Origin of the sequence: Clostridium sp. AM46-21 (genome assembly GCF_003480025.1) — a bacterium.
GTDB lineage: Bacteria > Bacillota > Clostridia > Lachnospirales > Lachnospiraceae > Coprococcus > Coprococcus ammoniilyticus.
This window is the reverse complement of the sequence record NZ_QUIB01000002.1, coordinates 114762-133844: the sequence shown is the minus strand read 5'-3', so window position 1 is coordinate 133844 and position 19083 is coordinate 114762. Positions and strand designations below refer to the sequence as shown.

The 19083-nt window shown below is 43.5% G+C and carries 15 protein-coding genes and 1 tRNA gene; 4 read left to right on the top strand and 12 right to left on the bottom strand.

The window, feature by feature from the left end; genetic code table 11:
* Positions 1-97: 97 nt before the first annotated feature.
* The 4 genes from aroD to DW959_RS01680 all read right to left on the bottom strand — a co-directional run bounded on the left by aroD (position 98) and on the right by DW959_RS01680 (position 5992).
* Positions 98-865, bottom strand: a complete 768-nt coding sequence (gene aroD, locus DW959_RS01695; RefSeq protein WP_021944359.1) for a type I 3-dehydroquinate dehydratase — start codon at positions 863-865, stop codon at positions 98-100.
* 32 nt (positions 866-897) lie between these two features.
* A complete protein-coding gene (locus DW959_RS01690; RefSeq protein ID WP_118615158.1) occupies positions 898-3201 on the bottom strand; it encodes a hypothetical protein in 2304 nt (767 codons plus the stop codon).
* Between the two features lie 151 nt (positions 3202-3352).
* Complete coding sequence (gene hflX / locus DW959_RS01685) at positions 3353-4666, bottom strand: GTPase HflX (protein WP_347475295.1); 1314 nt, start codon at positions 4664-4666, stop codon at positions 3353-3355.
* Positions 4667-4708: 42 nt separating this feature from the next.
* Positions 4709-5992: a L,D-transpeptidase family protein gene (locus DW959_RS01680; protein WP_117807799.1), complete on the bottom strand. Its 1284-nt coding sequence runs from the start codon at positions 5990-5992 to the stop codon at positions 4709-4711.
* 276 nt (positions 5993-6268) lie between these two features.
* Here DW959_RS01680 and DW959_RS01675 point away from each other — a divergent pair, with 276 nt between their 5' ends.
* A complete protein-coding gene (locus tag DW959_RS01675) occupies positions 6269-7633 on the top strand; it encodes an MATE family efflux transporter (protein ID WP_118615251.1) in 1365 nt (454 codons plus the stop codon).
* Here DW959_RS01675 and DW959_RS01670 read toward each other — a convergent pair.
* The 4 genes from DW959_RS01670 to DW959_RS14370 form a co-directional block, all read right to left on the bottom strand.
* Positions 7596-9398 carry a bifunctional homocysteine S-methyltransferase/methylenetetrahydrofolate reductase gene (locus tag DW959_RS01670; protein WP_118615155.1) on the bottom strand — a complete coding sequence of 601 codons (1803 nt, stop codon included), beginning with the start codon at positions 9396-9398 and terminating at the stop codon, positions 7596-7598. The two genes, DW959_RS01675 and DW959_RS01670, sit on opposite strands and share 38 nt — an antisense overlap.
* Positions 9399-9528: 130 nt before the next feature.
* On the bottom strand, positions 9529-9732 hold the full coding sequence (locus DW959_RS01665; RefSeq protein WP_021944353.1) for a helix-turn-helix domain-containing protein: 204 nt from the start codon (positions 9730-9732) through the stop codon (positions 9529-9531).
* Between the two features lie 173 nt (positions 9733-9905).
* Positions 9906-11063, bottom strand: a complete 1158-nt coding sequence (locus DW959_RS14375; RefSeq protein ID WP_243023293.1) for a LuxR C-terminal-related transcriptional regulator — start codon at positions 11061-11063, stop codon at positions 9906-9908.
* Positions 11048-12346 (bottom strand): hypothetical protein, encoded by a 1299-nt coding sequence (locus DW959_RS14370; RefSeq protein WP_243023292.1) that lies wholly within the window; start codon positions 12344-12346, stop codon positions 11048-11050. The genes DW959_RS14375 and DW959_RS14370 overlap by 16 nt, the downstream gene beginning before the upstream one ends.
* Before the next feature lie 363 nt (positions 12347-12709).
* On the opposite strand from DW959_RS14370, the gene DW959_RS01655 reads away from it, so the two are divergent.
* Together DW959_RS01655 and DW959_RS01650 are read left to right on the top strand one after the other, a co-directional pair.
* Positions 12710-12783 (top strand) — tRNA-Pro (locus tag DW959_RS01655).
* Between the two features lie 359 nt (positions 12784-13142).
* The gene (locus DW959_RS01650; RefSeq protein WP_118615152.1) at positions 13143-13544 is read left to right on the top strand and encodes a hypothetical protein; all 402 of its coding nucleotides are present in this window, start codon (positions 13143-13145) and stop codon (positions 13542-13544) included.
* Between the two features lie 44 nt (positions 13545-13588).
* Here the strand turns inward: DW959_RS01650 and DW959_RS01645 are convergent, their stop codons facing one another.
* The gene (locus DW959_RS01645) at positions 13589-13954 is read right to left on the bottom strand and encodes a type II toxin-antitoxin system HicB family antitoxin (protein WP_118615149.1); all 366 of its coding nucleotides are present in this window, start codon (positions 13952-13954) and stop codon (positions 13589-13591) included.
* Positions 13955-14231: 277 nt separating this feature from the next.
* Here DW959_RS01645 and DW959_RS01635 point away from each other — a divergent pair, with 277 nt between their 5' ends.
* Positions 14232-14432 (top strand): hypothetical protein, encoded by a 201-nt coding sequence (locus DW959_RS01635; protein WP_182430044.1) that lies wholly within the window; start codon positions 14232-14234, stop codon positions 14430-14432.
* Between the two features lie 113 nt (positions 14433-14545).
* Here the strand turns inward: DW959_RS01635 and DW959_RS01630 are convergent, their stop codons facing one another.
* From DW959_RS01630 to DW959_RS01620, 3 genes are all read right to left on the bottom strand, one after another.
* Positions 14546-15154 carry a phosphoribosylanthranilate isomerase gene (locus DW959_RS01630; RefSeq protein WP_118615146.1) on the bottom strand — a complete coding sequence of 203 codons (609 nt, stop codon included), beginning with the start codon at positions 15152-15154 and terminating at the stop codon, positions 14546-14548.
* A 76-nt stretch (positions 15155-15230) separates the two neighbouring features.
* Positions 15231-16385 carry an FprA family A-type flavoprotein gene (locus tag DW959_RS01625; protein WP_117807821.1) on the bottom strand — a complete coding sequence of 385 codons (1155 nt, stop codon included), beginning with the start codon at positions 16383-16385 and terminating at the stop codon, positions 15231-15233.
* A gap of 136 nt (positions 16386-16521) precedes the next feature.
* Positions 16522-19077: an ABC transporter permease gene (locus DW959_RS01620; RefSeq protein ID WP_182430043.1), complete on the bottom strand. Its 2556-nt coding sequence runs from the start codon at positions 19075-19077 to the stop codon at positions 16522-16524.
* Between the last annotated feature and the right edge of the window lie 6 nt (positions 19078-19083).

Sequence of the window (19083 nt, the reverse complement as noted above, 5' to 3'; positions counted from 1 at the left end):
TCTCTCCTGTTCTATAAGAAGAAAGACCGGAGAATCTTATCTGCAAAAAAATCCCTGTTCTCTGCAAATAAAACCATCCAGTCTCCATCCTTCATCTTTAGCTGCCAATTATATTATGTATCATTTCCAGCTGACTGCGAAGTGCTTCTACATCGATCTGCCCCGGTGCAGAAGGGATTCCCGCAGTTGCGAATGAGATACAATTTCCGTACATTTCTCCGGTCGTTCTTGTGGATACACCAAGCTCACCCATCGAAATAACGATCAATGGTGTCTGATTTCCAGATTCCTGAAGCTCCTTTGCAGCCTGCATCATATCAACAACCTGCGAGCCATCTTCCGGCATCATTGCAATCTTTGCAATATCTGTTCCGGTATTGATCATATCTTTAAACCGGTTTACGATCTGCTCCATCGGTAGCGTAGTCTTAAAATCATGATTCGATACGATAACCTTTACGCCATGTGCATGTGCTGTCTCGATCACTTCCGTCACGAATGGAATATCATAGAAATATTCTACATCGATCAGATCCGCATATCCGCTTTTGATCACATGCAGAAGCATTTCCCGGTACTGATCCGGTGTAATATCATGACTGCCGCCTTCACTTCTGGTACGAAATGTGAAAATGATCGGGAACTCAGATAACTTATCCTGAATCTTTTCCAGCGTCTTTGTTAATATATCCATATCCAGACAGTCCTCAAAGCAGTCTGCCCGGAATTCTACCAGATCTGTCTTAGATCTTTTGATCGTACGGATCTGCGCATCTACATCATAGTCTGTCGGTGCAACCATCGGTACGCAGATCTTAGTTGCGCCCTCACCGATCCTTACCCTTTTCACTTCTACTACATTCATATCATCTGTGCTCCCGGAATTCTTTTCTCCTGCTATTTCTGTATATCAATGACCTGATCATTTACAAGCTCATCTGCTATGGCTGTTATATCTGCCTTTACTTCTTCGCCTTCTCCGTCTGCCCATACATTGACATTTACAACCAGGTAATCCTTGTCGTTGACAGGATAGAAGTAATAATAATCACGGATATTTGTTCCGTAAACTTCTGAATTTATTACATAGCAGTCCAGTGTCTGGCCATTTGCACCTGTAACCTGCTCCATCTTCTTATCAACTACTTTGCCATCTTCTCCAAGATAATCAAAATATGCTTCAAAGTTCTCGCATTCTTTTTCTTTATCACAGTCCGGTGTCAGTGTGTAGTATACATTGTACTTATCATTGTAAATATCAACTTCAGAATCATCTGCATATCCACGGTCATAGCCGGACGGATCCTTGATCGCGATCGTATAGCTGTCGCCTGACATCTTGATGCCGGAATAATCCTGATCATCAATATCAGCACTGTCTACGACCATCTCAGAATCATCCTCAATGTCTGAGATATCTCCAAGATCAATATCAGAAGATGTCAGATCTCCAAGACTGATATCATCCTTTATATCTGCTGCTGAACCAAGTGCCTTTTCCCATGCAGATGCAATCTTTTTCAGATTGTCTGTGTTCATATTATTCTGCATGTAATCATCCGTCATTTCTGTATAATCAATCACATTCTTGGAAGGATCCGGCGTCTTAATCTCAGTACCAAGATCACCTAATTTAATCTCACCGCTCAGGTCTGCATATACGATAGAATCACCATTTGTTACCTTCAGGGAATCTATAGCAACTGTATAGGACTTTCCTTTGTTGATATCCTTCAGGCTTCCTGTCAGATCATAAGCAAATACAGGCTGTTCTGCTGCTGAAACTGTCATATGGCTCTCAAATGCATTTGTTGATTTTACAAATGAACTGTTCTGTGTAAGGGTTGCGGTCGTTTCTCCATTTACAACAACTGTCTCTTCCAGCTTCTTTGTATATGAACCCTTGCCATTCTCACTCTTGTCACTGATCGTAACAGATGCAAGTTCTTCTTCATCCTTTGTAACAGAAAGTGCTGCATAGATATCATCAGCCGGACTGTCTGTACCCATAAAGTCAACTGCCAGTGAGGCCTCCGCATTAAGTACAGTAAACTTGTAATCCATACCCAGTTTAACAACTTCATTATGCTTTACATATACATTTAATACAAAATCTCTTGAGAACAGCATACCATAATAGGTTGGTACATAATTAAATATCTGTGCAAGATCTGATCTTGTTATGTCAGCAGACTCAAGCTGCTCATCTGTTATAAATTCAGATGCATATGCATTCAGATAATTACATAATGCGGTAACATATGCCTTTACATCTGCAGTTGGAAGTGTAACTGTATACTGTTTACAGGAAACAGAATCTCCATTGTGATTCTCTACTGTTGCATTTCCGACCTTATCAAAAGAAATTGCCTTCTTAAGATCCTCATTTGCAGGAGTCATATATTTCTCATACAGCTCCTTCACTTTATTCTGTGTATCTGTATCAAGATCAGATGTATCAAGTGCATCCATCATAGATGCCAGATCCATCTTAAACACATCATTGTATAATTCCGGCAATTCAAAATAAATCACCCGGTCAACACAATACACACTTGCGGATAATGCCTGATCTGCGATCGAAAGAGAACCACTCAGATTCATATTATATGAATTGTCACTCTGCTTCTCAAATGCACCATTCAGATCCAGATTAGATCCTGCGATACCATCCATCTGATAGATACTATTGACTGTCATATTGACATCAAAATCCATCTTGTCATCACTGAATTCTGAAATACCGGTTGCCTCCTCCACCGGAGATTTATCTACCGTATCAGTAATTGTTTTCTTGATCGAACTCTTGATCACTTCTTCCGGTGTTTTTCTTACAAGGAAGAATACAACAGCAACAATTGCAGCAACTAATACCACTGCGATAAGTGAGATCAATGCGATCTTGCCGCCTTTTTTCTTCTTTGGTGCAGGAACCTGATATGGAACCTGATCTCCATATGCATTCATTTCCGGCTGTACATAACCGCCATTGCCTGCGTCTGCATTATAGTCTGCATAGCCACCCATATTCGGATCCGCATTATAACCGCCATATGCATTTCCATTTGGATCTGCGTTGTAACCGCCATATGCATTCCCATTTGGATCTGCGTTGTAATTGGCATATTCCCCATTATTCGGAGCTGCCTGATAACCGTCTGGATTTTCTGGAAATCCCTGATTCATATTATTTTCGTCCATTTGTCTTTCCTTTCATAATAAATATGTTACAGAAATCAGCTTTCTGTTTATATTTGTCTTAAGCCCTGACAAATCTTACATTAGTAGATATCTCCGGATTTGTCAAAGCATTTGCCTGATTTTAATTTACTTTTAATACCTCTATATTCCTTTAATCCTCATCAGACAAGCCAAGCTGCCCGATCAGGCTCTTCGGAACATACGCCTCCACGAAAATGCCATCCTCCAGATATTCTTCTGTGATCATTTCGCCATATTTTCGGATAAGCCCCGGTTTTCCCGCTTCCTGATAGGAAAATGTATGGCGGATATAGGTTTTCTGATCCCGGAGAACTCCTTCGATCACCGACAACAGCTCCGGTATACCTGCTCCGGTTCTTGCCGACATATAAACCATACGATCCGCTCTCAGATCCTTGATCGATGACTGATCGGCATCCTCCGGCAGCTTATCGATCTTGTTAAATACCGTGATCACCGGCCGGCCTTTCTCGTCATCAATATTCAACTGTCTGAGCGTTGTATATACTGTAGCAACATGATCATCCCAGCTCGGATCCGATGCATCCACCACATGAAGGATCACATCACTGTATCTGGCTTCTTCCAGTGTTGACTTGAATGCCTCTACCAGATGATGCGGAAGTTTTCGGATGAATCCGACTGTATCCGTAAATAACACCTGCTGCCCCGCCGGAAGCTCCGCATTCCTTGTTGCAGGATCCAGTGTTGCAAATAGCTTATCTTCCTCCAACACTCCGGCATCCGTCAGTTTGTTCAGCAGAGTGGATTTTCCTGCATTCGTATATCCTACGATGCTGATAACCGGGATTCCGGTCCGGCTTCTCTGCTTTCGCTGTTCCGTCCGTCGGTTTTCCACCTGCCGCAGATCCGCTTTCAGCTTGGATATACGGTCTCTGATCACTCTTCGGTCGATCTCCAGCTTTTTCTCACCAGGTCCTCTGGTTCCGATTCCGCCACCCAGACGTGACAGGGAATCCCTCATTCCGACCAGTCTGGTCGCACGGAACTTCAACTGTGCAAGCTCGACCTGCAGCTTACCTTCATAACTGCCTGCATGTGCCGCAAATATATCAAGGATGACCATTGTACGATCCATAACCTTGATCTCCAATGCATCCTGCAGATTCATCAACTGTGCCGGCGACAGCTCATCGTCACACACCACTCCGGTCGCATCATACATTGCGATCATGCTCCGAAGCTCTTCTACCTTTCCTCTTCCAAGATACAGGTCACTGGCTGCCCGGTCCCTGCTCTGGATCAGACGTCCAACCGACTGTGCTCCTGCTGTCTTTAACAGCTCCTCCAGTTCGTCCAGCGACTTTTCTGTTTCAGAAACCTCCACACCATCCATCGCTGCAGCAAACAGGATAACCCGTTCCTCTGTTTCCGCCAGAACCTCGTAGCCGGGTTTCTGTTCATTTTCTGACTTAATCTCCAATTATGCTTCTCTCCTTTATATCAGGATATCTTCAACCATTGTTTATTCCAGTTCGATCCATATTGTATAACTTTCGGATCGGTTGCCTGCCGCATCTTCTGCGTAACAGGATATCTCATAGCTTCCCGGTATATCCTCCACCCTGGAAAGATCTATAACAAGCTCTGCATCCTCTGTTGTATCCTTCTCTGGTGTCCATCTGTATTGGATGATCTGTTTTTCATTGTCATAAGCAGTAATATTTCTGGCGATCAGGTCTGCCAGTTCTTCTTTATCTCCATGATATCCGGCCAGATATAACCGGTCTGGCAGCATCGTAATAACCGGAGCTTCTGTATCAACAACCCGGATAAATATATCCCGCTCTATTTTCTTTCCATTGTCATAGAAAGAATACGCTAACTTATATTCCCCCGGTATCTGATTATCCACCGTACCATCTACCATAAGCCGGTCTGTTACATTCTGTCTGTCCGATGAAAATGCCATGACACCTGTTCTGCTGTCAAACGGTTCACCAATCTTGATCGTATGATCCTCTGCGCCATAGATCGCTGCCGTTCCTTCATACGGGCTGCCATCTGCCGTATCTGTCGGATCCCATCCGGTTTCAGACACATCTGCAAATGTATATGGCTGCTGCGGTCTGCCAAGCGGTCCCGGATAGTCACTGTTAAACAGATAAACCTGTGTTCCCGGCAGACAGTTCTCATAGATCCACTTGACATCTGCCACACATAACCGGATACAGCCAAGGGATGCACCCTCACCAAGCTTGTTATATTCCCATGTTTCCAGCTTATCATGTTTATTTTCTGTATATGGCACAGAATGGAAATAAATTCCTCCATGAATCTGATATGCATATTGTCCATATACATTTCCCTGCAGAAACGCCCATTCCAGACGCTTCTCTGTCGTCGTAAACAATCCGACCGGTGTTGTATCATCCAGTGAGATCGAGCACCGCATTGCCCTTACCGGCACTGTATAATATCCCTCATCATCCAGACTGTATACCGTTACGATATTCAGTGTCCGGTTGATCCTGATCGCATAAGGCATCCCGTTATCATCCAGCCGCAGGCCGTTATATTCCTGTTTCTGCGGAAGTTCTGCAACTTCAAGGATCTCTGCCTCTCTTGTCAGATGAAGTACCTCCTGCAAGGTCTCTGTTCCCTGCCCGGTTCCATCCTCCGGTGTTGCCTCCTTATATATGGATATCTTTCTTCTGCTTGTTTCTCCTGCTCTTGTAACAGCCATCACTCCGATACCCACCAGTACCAGAATGTAGACTACAAAAAATAAAAAGCCTTTTTTCTTCATATGTGACCAGACCTTCCAGTTATTTTATTCTAGCATATAACTATTTTATCAAATCTAAATTTATCTTACATATCCGGTTACCCGGTTTTGCTGCGCATTTATTTTCCTGCATCAGAAATCATTTTCTTCCGCAAACCGTCATTTTCACTAAATTACCTCAATCATTTTCTCCATACCTTTTTGCCGTATAAGCTATTTACACTTTTACAAAAATGTATATAATTCTATAAAGCAGAAAGGAGGATGCAGCAATTTTAAATGCTGCCGTTTATATATATGAAAGATTTAACCGAAGGAAAACCAATAAAAGTAATCTGGCTCTACGCTCTTCCAATGATCCTGGGTCAGATCGCACAGCAGCTTTATAACTTCTGCGACTCCGCTATCGTCGGAAACTGTATCAATCCGGAAGCACTTGCTGCAGTTGGAGCGACCAGTGTTATTTCCAACACCCTGATCGGCTTCTTAAACAGTGCCACTCTGGGTCTGTCCATACCGATTGCTCGATATTTTGGTGCGCAGGATAAGAAAAATATGAGAAAATGCATCGGTGTTTCTGCCATTCTCACACTTGTCTCCGCCATTGTACTTACCATCGTAGGATTACTGTTTATCTATGACCTTTTGGTGCTTCTTGATACACCTGAGGAAATTATACATATGGCTGACAACTACGTCAAATATATTTTAGCCGGACTGATCTTCTCCGCTGTTTATAATTTTGGTGCAAATCTGCTGCGTGCTGTCGGTGACAGCAAAACACCGCTTATCTTCCTGAGCATATCCGTTGTATTAAATATCGGTCTGGATCTGCTGTTCATTCAGGTCTTCCAGTCAGGCGTTGCTGGTGCTGCCATCGCAACTGTCATCTCGCAGGCAGTCGCAGGAATTGCATGTTTTATCTATATATTTACAAAGTGTCGTTTTCTGATTCCGGAAAAAGACGAATTCCGTGTTGCCCGTGCAGATTTTAATGATCTGGTACAGTCGGCTCTGGCTATGGGCTTCATGAGCTGCATCGTTAATTTCGGTACTGTCACCTTACAGAGTTCGATCAATAAATTAGGAACAAATATCATTACCGCACATACGGCTGCCAGAAAGATCTTCGACATTCTGGATGTCGTTCTCTATATCATTGGAAATGCAGTTACAACATTTGTCAGCCAGAATCTGGGTGCAAAGCGGATCGACCGTGTAAAAACAGGTGTCCGTGCCGGCATCATTATCAATACGATTGCAACCACGATCATCATTCTGATCGGATTCCCTGCTTCCCCGCTTCTGATCCGGCTGATCGCAGGAACAAATGACCCGGCAGTCATCGATCCGGCAGTTATGTATATAAGGATCAGCGTCTGCTGCTTCTATGTCCTTGGGCCTTTATTTGTTCTCCGCTGTGCAATGCAGGGTATGGGAAGAAAGATCGTACCGGTTCTTTCCAGTACCATGGAAATGGTAGGAAAAATCCTTGCTGTTCTGTTCCTTGCTCCTGCACTTGGCTATCTCGGTGTTGCGATCACAGAACCGATCATCTGGGCAGCCTGCACGCTCATGCTTACGATCATGTACCTGTCCAATCCTCCGGAGAAAATGTTTGCTTCTATTTCAAGATCTTCTTCAGCATATGAACACGATTAAATGGGAATGAGAAATAATATCCGTCTGCAAAATCATCTGTCACCGCCATGAATTCTCTGGCGATCTGGACACCACAGGCTTCTCCTTCTTCCCGGCTCATATCTTCCCGGTATCGTTCTATGATCGTATCCGGTATCTCAATACCGGTCATTTCGTTTTTCATAAATACCGCATTTTTGCGGCTGACAAGGGGCATCAATCCAACCAGGATCGTTGCCCCGGTTTCTTTTTTCATCTGCCTTATAACATCTGCCTGCTCGGCTGAAAAGATCGGCTGTGTCATAAAGAAGGTCGCTCCCGCTGCCATTTTTCTTCTGATCCGTTCTGTTTCTGCCTTGGTATTCATCCGGTTGTGATTGATCGCCCCGCCATAGGTAACCGGATGGTCGGTAAATGTATCACTGTTCATCTCCTGAACAATCTTCATCATTCCAACCGAATCAAAGTTAAATACACTCTTTGTTGTCTGACGGAACAGTACCGGAACCGGATCCCCTGTCAGCAAAAGGAAGTTCGTGATGTGGTTCAGACTTGAACCAAGGATCGTAGAACGGATCGCAATCGCATTCTTATCCCGACAGCAGATATGCGGCATTACACATAATCCGGTCTCCAGCCTGATCTTCTCTGCCATCAATACGGAATCCGCTCTGGTTCTTCCGGATGGGGAATCCGGGAAAGTTACAACATCGACCTCTGCATTTTTTAATATATGCGCCGCATCTAATAGCTTTTCATCATTTGCATTCAATGGTGGCACCAGTTCAACTGCGATCAGTTTGTGGGCAGGCTCTTTCACCCGGCGTTCCATAAATCCATATGCCGGATGCTCAGAGACAATAATCTTCTCTGCCTCTGTTTCTGTTTTCCTAACCGGATGATCGGCTGATATGCCTGCTGCGATCCTTCGGATATACTCCGGTGTTGTACCGCAGCAGCCGCCAAAGATACCGACATCAAGAGCTGCGATCTCTTCCATCTTCTCAGTAAAATATTCTGCATTATCTGTGAATGTCAGACGATTGTTCAGATACTTCGGGTATCCGGAATTTGGAAACACCGACAGAAATGTCGTATCGTCCGGTGCGATCTTCCGGATCAGCTTCTCCATATGTCCGGGACCGACACCACAGTTTAAACCGGTACCATCAATATACGGGCAGGCATTTGCCTCTGCGATCAGACGTTTTGCAGACAGCCCTGTATTGCTGTAACCAAACTGATTCACGCTGAAATGTACCAGGATCGTACAGTCATGGTTTTCTTTCAGATATGTAACCACCGGAAGGATCGTTTCGAGCTCCGGGAAGGTCTCAAATAACAGGATATCGATTCCCTGACTGAGCAATGTTTCTCCAATCGCAATATATTCCTGTGTCAGCCAGTCAGAATGCAGCATACCTTCGACAGGGATCGGTCCGATATCACCTGCAAGATAAATTTCCCGATCCACTTTGCCTGCTGCCATTTTTGCACACATAACCGCTGCACGGATATTCTCTTTCACTTTTTCCATATCAGCAGAAAGACTCTTTGTATTTGATGCAAATGTATTCGTCCGGACAAACTGTGCACCGGCCTCTATATATTCTGTATGGATCCCGATAACACGCTCCGGCGCTTTTATATTAGCAAGCTCCGGAAGATTGGAAAGTCCTGCACCATTTTCTGCCCTGCTCCCATCCCCATATAACGATATATAATAAGTACCAAACGCTCCATCTGCAATGATACGTTTTGTCTGTATGTATTCCTTTAATTTCATAAAAATCTGCTTATCTCCTTGTTCGTTTCAAAATCCGACTTGCACAACATTATAAATCAAAAAATGATCTGCATGCAAGTCTGCCATTTCTGACTATCCTGCATACAGATCATTTCATTTAATCAGAACATTATGATACCTTTATCATCTGCTCTTTTTCTGCAACGTACTTCATCATCCGAAGCACATAGGATGGCATCTTTCTTTTTCCTGCCTCCCAATCCTGCACGGTACGATATGGAATCCCATAATAGTCACAGAACTTTTTACGGTTCATTCCCATACTGTCTCGAAGTTTCCGGACTTCATTTCCATATACTTCTCTCTCATCCATTCTTGTTTCCTCCTTAACCCATTTGTATTCGTCCCCAAAACCAATACAGCATCAGTTTACAAAAATACCGGTCAATTTGCAATAGTCCCTGCAAAAATGTCCCGTTTTCTGTCTTATTTTACCGTTTTTTAGTCGTTTCAGGAATATATTGAACCCAGACTCCCTTATCAGAGTCAGATCAACTGTCTGTTTTTTGCTTCCAGTACTGCACCAGCTTTATCTTTTACACCTAACTTTTTATACGCCTGTGCCATATGATATTTTACATTTGCTTCCGTCATATCGAGCTGCTCTGCAACCTGTATTCTGGAATATCCTTCTGCCAGAAGTTTAATGATACGGATACCGGTTTCATTTAACCGGACCTCAGCCTTTCCTGCTTTGAGATACCCCGGATACGACTTTGCAACATTCTCCGTTTCCTTCATTACCTGTCTGTAATACTGGCGGTGTGTTTTCACCAGTTCTGCATCCTCCTCTGCCTTACCCTCGTCATCCGGAAATGCCTGTAGCAATGGATATATAGCCGCTCCTTCTCTGGATATTGCCCTTACAAAATGGTACTCTTCCGCTTCTGCAAGACCTTTCTGAAGAACCACTTTCCAGTCATCATTTCCCATCCGGTACAAAGTAACCGCCATCAACAGATTACATTCTATCCGGATATAAGTACGCTTCATGACATCTGCATAATATTGCAGCTTTACTAGCAGATTATATGCCTGATCATATTTTCCACGCTGGATATATACCCGCACCTTCGTTATATATAAGAAACGCTCATAGATCGAAAATTCCACATTTTCATCTGCCGTCTGTTCCATCCATCGGTTCACTTCTGACCACTCGCCCTTGTACAATGCACACCGGATCAGAAATGCCTGTATATTCGGAAGTAGCTTTTCTGCACCTTCCTTTTCTGCTTTTTCATAAAAGCTGCACAGAATCTCTTCCGCCTCCTGAACTTTTCCATTTATGATATGCAGCCATGCCAGGATTCCATCTGCCACAAAGCACTGCTCGATCTTGCCGCCTGCTTCTGCCTGCATCCGTCCTTTATTTGCAAGGACAGCAACCTCGTAATTGTCTTCGCCTTTTTCAAAAAAGCTCTCTGCCAATGCCAGATTGACCAACCCTTTGCCGTATTTGCCAAGGACAAATTCCACAAGCTTACCTATCTTGCCTGCCAGTTCGCGGTCTTTTTTACTCCATTCACAGAAATCCTTGCCGCCGTTCATCATCGATGGCTGGTTGGATGTAACTGATAATTCTCCAAGCGTTGCCTGCCGGTCAAATACCAGCCGGTATGCCTGCTTCATAATATTGACCATATCCACAGAACCTCTGTGCGGCAATCCGATCTCCAGATACAACAGATTATTTTTTGCGATTCTCCGGCTACTGCCTGATGACTGTCTGCATATGCCCGCAGTTCCTGATACCACCGTTCACTTTCTTCCGGATTCAGCAATAGCGATTGCAGCATACTCATGCCACACATAAGCTCCGGACTTTTTTTCACGCTCTCTTCCGGCAGTGCGAGATAATATTGCTTCAATTCATAAAAATATGCGCTGTTTGGTGATTTTCTTGCATTGTCGATCAGGATAGAAAGCATCCGTTCTGTTGAACCTGCTTTCTCATACATTGTAAGTGCCTGCATTGGATCACCAGCTAACTGATAGAACAGTCCGGCATTTTCATATACATTTTTTATCTGTTCCTTTGTGTACTTTCTGTGCATCCTGCGCTGCATGGATAACCGCATATGATCTCGAAGCTTATAGATTTTTTCTCCGTTTGCTCCCATCTGTTCATCTAAGAAATTACCCATCCATCTTGCATGTTCGATCAGATTTTCTGCATCATTTGTTCCTGTGATCATCTCTGCCAGACGAACCGTAAATGTATCCACGATCGATATCTTCATCAAGAATTCCTGCATACGGATATCCCACTTGTCGTATACATGAAATTCCAGATAATTCCACATCTGCTCTGTTACTTTTCTGGAATATTCATCATACTCTGAATCAGTCAGTCCATTTGTATATCCCAGTTCATAATACATGGACATTGCCACGCACAATGCAAATGCCATACCTCCGGTTTCGCGTGACAGACGCTGCTTCTGGGCTTCTGTTAAAACCATCTGTGTCTGTTCCACATATTTTAATATAGCCTGCATGTCCATAATAAGCATGGTTTCATCTATGATATAGAAGCCTTCCCGAAACCGGATCGTGGTAAGCCACGGCGGAACCGGGCATCGTCCTGACAAGATCACCCAGACATCTTCCCTCACGATCAACCGGAAAATAGCATCCTGGATTGCATCATCTTCTTCCCAGATCAACTCATGCAGATCATCGATCACTATGATCTTCCGCACCGCTCCTTCCGGAATCTGAAGTTCCTCCGGTGTTATCGTTCCTGCATGAAGCATTTTGTATTTTCTCTTTCCCAGATAGCGAGTGATCAGGGTGCTTTTTCCTGTTCCACTGACTCCATATATGTACGCGGTTACATTCTCATCATCTGCTGTCTTTAATAACCGCCACGCTTTTTTCGGTTTGATATAACAGTCTTTTTCTATTGATCTTGTTCCGTTCATAACCGCTGTCCTTTCGTTTGTTCCTTCTTCTCCGTGAATAACTGCGATTTCTCCGTTCTTCGAACTCCCGAAATCGCCACAGGCATTCGCATTCCGGACTTTCGTCCTTCTTGCTCATGTCTGTTTGCCCGGCAAATAATTACACAGCTTCGCCTGCTAGCAGGCATGCTGTGTAATTGCTTGCCGGGGTTATTCACTCATTATATCACTTGTTTTGGTACACTGTACACTGGACAAACGGCTAGTGTCGCACGCTTTTTTATAATTTTTAATTCTTTCTAACAAAACACTTGCTTTTTTCAGGAGAAATATTTATACTAATACAGGTGTTGGGAACCATACATTTGAGTATGGATTTTCTTTCGGCGCGTGGCTCAGCTTGGTAGAGCGCTTCGTTCGGGACGAAGAGGTCGCAGGTTCAAATCCTGTCGCGCCGATTTTTTATGCTCTTTTTTACGCACAGTTATAAAACAATCCGTTTTTCCGAATCTTAAAAATGGAAGAACACATTACCCATTATTACGCAAGACGTTTGCACTCTATTCTAACGCAACGGTGCTAAGTTCCCCGCCTTTGGCGGCTCACTAAGAACCGGCGTTAGAAAAGGCTTGCTGCATAATAGTAATGTATCCTTCCATTTTTGTATTTCAACACAAGAAACGGATTGTTTTATAACCGTGCATACAGGTAAGCGAATTTTTATCTTGTCATCGACAGTATTTTTCTCTGTTTTAAAGTTCGTTTAAGGATTCCCTTTTAGAATACAAGTAAATTATATTTGAAAGGGGTTTTTATTATGAAGAAAAGAAATTTATCATTTATCTGTGCTGCGGCTCTGGTGCTTACCATGACAGCCTGTAGCAATACAACCACCACATCTACTACAAGCACATCTACAAGTGTAGAAAGTGAAACAACAGAAGCTGTTGCATCCACGGATGATAGTTCAACAGCATCTGACGCTTCCCAGGTACAGGCTGATGCTTCTTCCGGTCAGTCTGGAGACCAGAACGCTCCATCCGATTCGAATAGTACTCCGCCGGAAAAACCGGACGGCGACAATGCCGTTGTTACGATCGATTCCGGAAGCATCTGGAATCTGACCGGTAACTGCACGATCAACAGCCTTACCAACAACGACACGATCAATTTCAACGGCTATACCATCACTCTTGCAGATGGCACGGTGTTGAAGTAAATTTCTGAAACTATATGCAGTACGCAAAGTATTTTTTGCTCAAATTATATACAGTGCGCAAAGTAACCCGCTTCATAATTTAACCAGCTTGGAAGCACAATATTTCTTCTAACAGTTCTTGTATCAATTTTTCGTCTATATTCTGCCGAATCAACATCCACAAAAGAAACAATGGTCTCACCTTCTTCGGCAAATGTTCCACTACTAATATCTAACTCTGTTATTCTGGATGGATCAGGAATATCCTCTTTATCATCCTCCATGGATATACATTTCAATTCAATAGCATCACGAGCCATATCAATGGCTTCGTTCATATCCCTTCCCTCTGTCAAAATATCGAAATCTGGGACTTCAACTAATATATTTTTTTCTGTCTTTGTAAAATAAACTGGATATACATTTCTCATCCTTATTGCCTCCAATCCATTTATATTTATTATAGATTACAATATTACTTACATTCTTATAACAATCCATTTCTTCTCAATATTGCTTTTGCAAGTCGTTCATCTATTTCTCTATGTCTGGGGATTGTTTCTTTCTTACTCCCTTTAACATAAATATCATGACTTCCCCATGGCGCTCAAAAACAAACCCTCCTGCCTCAAGTTGTCTAATTAAATCCGATCTTTTCACCCAGTATTATCCCTCCTTATAATATTATTCATACACAACAATTGTGTAATGTTAATATATTTTCGTTCGTTCAATTCTTCCATCCTCTATCCTGTACCGGATCGGACACCGCTTACCTGCATTGTCAATATAAATCATGTCACCTCCTTATCCGGCTCCACGATCTATCTTGCAAATAAACAGACCCAGATGGTCGGAAGAAATTATCTGGATGACGTACGAAAAGCATTGCTGCGAATCGCACAATAAAACAGCACCCTATAAGCATGATGATATGATACCTTTCAAGCAGTCAATGAAAATAACCAATGTCTGCTCAAAAACGTATCACTGCCCACAGAGTGCCTGAAATAATACATCTTCTACTGCTTCTTCACATTCTCCACAAATCTCAGGATCTTCTCCCGGTCTTTGCCGATTCCGGTGTCGTTCTCCACACCGGAACTGGTGTCTGCACCATCCACATGAGTTGCGGCAAATGCCTCTGCCACATTGTCAGGATTTAAACCACCGGCAAGAAGGGCAAACTTCTCATCGTGCGGAATATCGGAGAGCACAGACCAATTAAAGGTCTTCCCGCTGCCCGGTGTCTGTGCATCAAAGATATATCCTTTTACTATGTCCGCCTGATGATATCTCTCATAAGAAGACAGATCATGTACATTAAATGCTTTGATAACAGGAATACGGATCTCCTGCAGCAATTCTTCGCTGACATCCCCATGAATCTGGATCATCTGGATTCCGGCCGCTTCGATCTCCCGTATCTGATCGAGCGTCGGTTCTACCGTTACCGCTACGGATGTAATCTCAGGATTCAGTATCTTTATAAGGGAAGATGCTTTTTCTACTGTGATATTCCGCTTGCTTTTCGGAAAGAACATCACCATTCCCATAAAGTCCGCACCGGCTTCATTTACATATTCAACTTCCTGTTCTTCTGTGATTCCACAGATTTTTACCAGACTCATAGCTTCTCCATTCTATCATTTATATGTACGACCTCTTTATCATAGTGGTAGAACAATACTTCTATATAAGAATCGATTATTTACACAGTTCATCTGCCAGTGCATCGATCTGTGCAAGGCTTGCGTCATTTAATGCCGCCTTGATCTGAACTGTTGTATCAGTAAATGTCAGATTCTTGCTGTTTTCAAACATACCCTTCATAACCTTTGCAGCCATTGGAGCCCATGCACCATTCTCGATCAGACCGATCGTGCGGTTCTGGAAATTACGCTCTGTCAGGTGATTGATGAACTCTCTCATAAATGGGAAAATGTCACCGTTATAGGTCGTTGTTGCAAGCACCAGTTTGCCATAACGGAACGCATCCTCTACTGCCTCTGCCATATCACAACGGGCAAGATCATTGACTGCTACCTTTGGGCATCCCTTTTCGGTCAGCTTCTTTGCAAGAAGCTCTGCTGCTTCTTTTGTATGTCCATAAACAGATGTGTAAGCGATCACTACGCCATCCGTTTCCACTCCATACGATGACCATGTATCATATAAACCGATGTAGTATCCGAGATTCTCTGTCAGAACCGGTCCATGAAGCGGACAGATGATCTGGATATCCAGTCCTGCTGCCTTCTTCAACAATGCCTGAACCTGTGCACCGAACTTTCCTACGATTCCGATGTAGTAACGGCGAGCCTCACATGCCCAGTCCTCCTCTACATCCAAGGCTCCGAATTTGCCGAAGCCGTCCGCGGAGAATAATACCTTATCTGTGCTGTCATAGGTCACCATAACCTCCGGCCAGTGTACCATCGGAGCCATGACAAATGTCAGCTCATGCTTTCCAAGTGATAAGGTATCTCCCTCTTTCACCATCATTCTTCTATCAGCATAATCTTTTCCAAAGAAGTTCTTCATCATGTTAAATGCTGCCGCTGTTGCAACAACTGTTGCTGTCGGATATTTCTCCATGAAATTTGCAAGATTCGCCGAATGATCCGGCTCCATATGCTGAACTACGATGTAATCCGGTGTCCGGCCTGCAAGCTCCGTTTCCAGCTTTGCAAACCATTCATCTGTAAAATTCTGATCCACCGTATCCATAACGGCAATCTCCTCATCCATGATCACATAAGAATTATATGCCATGCCATTTGGCACAATATACTGTCCCTCAAACAGATCGATCTCATGGTCATTCACACCGATGTACTTAATATCATTTGTAACTGTCATTCTTTTCTTCCTCCTGTCATTTCATTTATATATTTTCTGCCTGCAATCACTCTATACACCTGCAGTTTTCTTATAACATATGGTATCAACACAGAACCCGATACAATATGTTCTTTGCATTTTTATCTTATCCGCTTTAATCCACAGACTTCAAGGACTCCGCCATATTGATCCGCTCCAGTCTCACCGACATGAACAGGTTGACACAGCCATTAAAAGCAAACGTCAGGATAATGCTGTACACATAACTAAGCGGTGAAATGTAAGTGTCAAATGAAACCATATCCACACGAATCTGATCCATAACAAAGCTATGCAGAAATACTCCGAGCACCAGACCGACCGCTATTCCGATTGCCGTCAGCACCCAGTTTTCACGGAACACATAAGATGAGGTTTCATTTCTGAAAAATCCAAGCACCTTTACGGTTGCAATCTCCCGGATTCGTTCTGTAATATTGATATTTGTCAGGTTATACAGCACGATAAATGCCAGTGCTGCCGCCGACAGGATAACGACCAGAACGATATAGTCCAGACTCTTCATCATATTGCTGATACGTTCGCGCATATCTCCATTCACGACTACTGCAGAAACTACATTTTCTTTCATAAGATCGGCAGCCACTTCATGTGCATCCATATCAGGCTTCAGATTGAAATAGACGGAATGATATACCGGAGCTTCTCCCATCTGATCCATGTATGTTTCCGGCGACAGATATACATAATTATATACATAATTTTCAAAGATGCCGGAAATCTTTGCCTTGATCTCTTTCATATCACTGTTCCGGATCGTAATGGTATCTCCAACGGACAGATCATACCGGGTTGCCAGAGCACTGTTGATAATCGCCTCATCCTTGCCCGGATAAGCGACCTTCTCATTCTTACTGTTGTGAAAATCCATGTATTTGTCCGAATGCTCCGGTTCCTTCATAATAACCAGATTAATGCTCTTAATGCCATCGGACTCTATCAGATCCCAGCTTGTCTCACCAACAAAATCATAGTCCTGCATATATTTGTCTAATTTATCATACAGATCACCGGCTGCCGCTGATTCCGAACCCGTCTGCGTTGCTTCCTGCTGATCCTTCTGATTTTCCTCAGAAGCTGCATTCGTTTTCTTTACATCATCAACACTCTCTGCAAGGGTCATCGTTCCGTCTAAGATCTGGATCTCATCATACTGACGATCTGCAAAGCCGGCGATCGAATCATTGATACCAAATCCGGTCAGAAGCAGGGCTGTGCATCCGCTGATTCCTATTACCATCATAAAGAAACGCTTCTTATACCGGAAGATATTTCGAACCGATACCTTATGCAGGAATTTTAACCGTTTCCATACAAATGATATTTTCTCAAGAAATACACGTTTGCCCGCCTTCGGTGCCTTCGGCCGCATCAGACCTGCCGCAGTCTCCGACAGTTCATACCGGCAGGTAAACCATGTTGTTCCTACCGAACATGCCAGAGATACCAGCATAGCAATTCCTGCCAGCTTCCAGTCTACAATATATTTTAAGCTAATATTCAGATACATCATATGATATGCTTTCCAGATTACCCGTGGGAATGCATACGTCCCTGCAAAAAAGCCTCCTATACATCCGATAACTGCTGCCAGCCCTGAATAGATCATATATTTGCTCATGATCGTATGCTCACTGTATCCAAGTGCCTTTAGCATTCCGATCATTGTTCGCTGTTCCTCGACCATACGATTCATCGTCGTCATACAGACAAGCACAGCAACCAATACAAAGAACACCGGAAATACCTTTGCTACACCATCCACGATATCGGAATCACTCTCAAAACAGACATAACCGACATTCGTCTCCCTGCCAAGAATATAATAACTGACATCCGGTGCGTCATCTATGGTTACGCCGGCAACCATATCTTCGGTAAGCCCGGTCTGCATCAAAAGCGCCTGATATCGTTTCGTAACACGGTCATGACAGATAGCATCCCAGGCATCCTTTTTCTCGTCCATATAGGTATCGTACGCATCATCGTATAACGCATAGTCCTGATCAAACCTGACATAGACGTCAGTGTAGCATTCACAGTCAAATGCTTCCGGCTTCATATATACAAATCCACTTAATTTACCGGTCCCGAGAGTAGTCGTTCCACGTTCAAAATTAATATAAAGGGAGGACTGTACGGTTCCGGTAACCGTAAATTCCCTATAGCGGAGCTTTGTCTCAGTGGCATCACCATTCGTATCTGCCACGGTAATGACATCACCGATTCTCACATCTGTCAGCTTGTCATCCACTACGCATTCATCATCCGCTTCCGGCAGTCTGCCATCCACCAGACGGATGTCATTCACATGCTCCGGCAATGACAAGGTTTTGAGTGCACGTTCATTATCACCCATACCATCATAAAGCACATCAAATGAATAGCTGCCCTCTGCATACCGGACATCATCCTCACCCGCAAATGCTTCCACATCCTCATCTGTATAGCCAAGCGTAGACACCAGATGCAGATCATAGAATTCCGAATCACTGAGGAAATCCGTAATCGTCTTCACCATAGCCGGCTTGGTCATCTTCAGGCCTGAAAAGAAACCAACACCTAACGCTATGATCGCTAGAATCGCTGCAAACCGTCCAAAACTGTTTTTAATTTCTCGAAATGTCGTACGACGCATCATTGATTTCATAAGACA